This is a genomic window from Komagataeibacter melaceti (assembly GCF_003403295.1).
Classification (GTDB): Bacteria; Pseudomonadota; Alphaproteobacteria; order Acetobacterales; family Acetobacteraceae; genus Komagataeibacter; species Komagataeibacter melaceti.
Genome location: NZ_QUWV01000040.1, coordinates 1 through 1,452, shown reverse-complemented (window position 1 = coordinate 1,452; position 1,452 = coordinate 1). Strand labels below are relative to the sequence as shown.

The 1,452-nt window shown below is 60.7% G+C and carries 1 protein-coding gene; it reads right to left on the bottom strand.

Annotated elements, in window-relative coordinates; translation table 11 throughout:
• Positions 1–52 precede the first annotated feature (52 nt).
• Entirely contained in the window at positions 53–1,396 is a 1,344-nt protein-coding gene (locus tag DY926_RS05205; RefSeq protein WP_116702398.1) for an IS1182 family transposase, read from the bottom strand.
• Between the last annotated feature and the right edge of the window lie 56 nt (positions 1,397–1,452).

The window sequence follows — 1,452 nt, the reverse complement described above, 5'->3', positions numbered from 1 at the left end:
CAGCCTGTCGGATTGGGCATTTGGGGGCTGATAACGCCGCGGCTGAGCGGGCTTATGCTGCCTGAAGCCGCGCCATTCTTTTGCAGTTGTATGCGAGTGCGACGAGTGTCCATTCAGTTGTGACTTTTGCAAGGCTACGCAGGCTGAATCTCCTGAAACCCATGACACTTTTGATAATTCCAAAGACCGGTTCAACGGTCTGTTTTCGTAGTCTGTAGAGGTCTCGGGCCTGTGTGGTTTCCAGTCTTGTCTTCATGGCAAGCCGCCAGGGTTCGGTGATCCGGCGCGGTTCCCTGTCTTCAGGAGGCGGCCGGAAGTCATAAGGCCTGCGGGCGCAAGGCCGTCCGATGGCGACCAGCGGATCGATATCCTTTTCCTGTAATTCCCGGACCGCCTGCCAGCTGGCGTAACCGGTATCGGCGAGCACCGTTTCGGGGAGACCGATCGTGTTTTCCATCGACAGCACCGTGCCGGCAAAAGATGGTGCGTCTGCTGAGGTGGCGACAACGTCGGTTGTCACAATCAACTGGCTGCCTTCGGCGCAGACCACGGCCTGGGCATTGTAAGCCTGCCGGAATTCATGGGCGTCCGAACGCCGCATGAGGCGGCTGTCGGGATCCGTCAGGCTGATCTGCCTCTCAGGTGGCGGCTCCTCGTCGGGCGGTTTCGGCGCCCGACCGCGACGCCCTGTTTTTGCATCATAAGCGGCTTTTTTCTTCTCGTATGCGGGTCGCGCCGCCTCGGCCTGCGCCTTCGCATCGGCTTCCAGTCGGGCGCAGGCTTCGTCCAGCTTCGCTTTCAGCGTCTCCCGGCGGGCAAGTTCTTCGGGCAGGGCCTGTGGATCACTGTCTGTGGCGTCCGCGCGCTCTGCCTGTTCCATCAGTTGCGCGATATCCACCGCCAGTTGTTCGCGCAGGGCCTTGATCCGGTCGTAGCGCACCGAACGATATTTCGAGGCATCGGCATCGATTTTCGTGCCGTCGATCGACACCACGCCAAGACGCAGCAGGCCCGTCTCGCGCGCCAGGAGCAGGACCTGCGCAAAGGCAGCTTCAATGGCCGTCCGGTTTGTCCGGCGGAAAGTGGCAATCGTGTCGTGATCCGGATGCAGGTTTGCCGCCACAAAGCGCACCCCGATGTCACGATATGTCGCCCGCTCGATCCGGCGTGAGGAAAACAGCCCGTTCGCATAACTGAAGATCAGAAGGGCCAGCATCAGGCGCGGATGATACTGCGCCTTGCCACCCGTGCGCGCCGGCACGCAGAACGCACTCATCGGAACCCGCTCAATGGCAGCGACAATGAAATGCGCCATATCGTCCGCCGGAAGCCACGACTTCAGGTCAGGCGGCAGAAGATATGGCTGGGATCGGTCAAACGGGATGAAACGGCTCATCCCAGCATACTATGCCCTCGCCACTTCAAAGGGTACCCCAACCCGACAGGCTGCTA

Coding starts and splice junctions, on each gene's coding strand:
- DY926_RS05205 (WP_116702398.1), bottom strand. CDS start 1,396: ATGAGCCGTTTCATCCCGTTTGACCGATCCCAGCCATATCTTCTGCCG.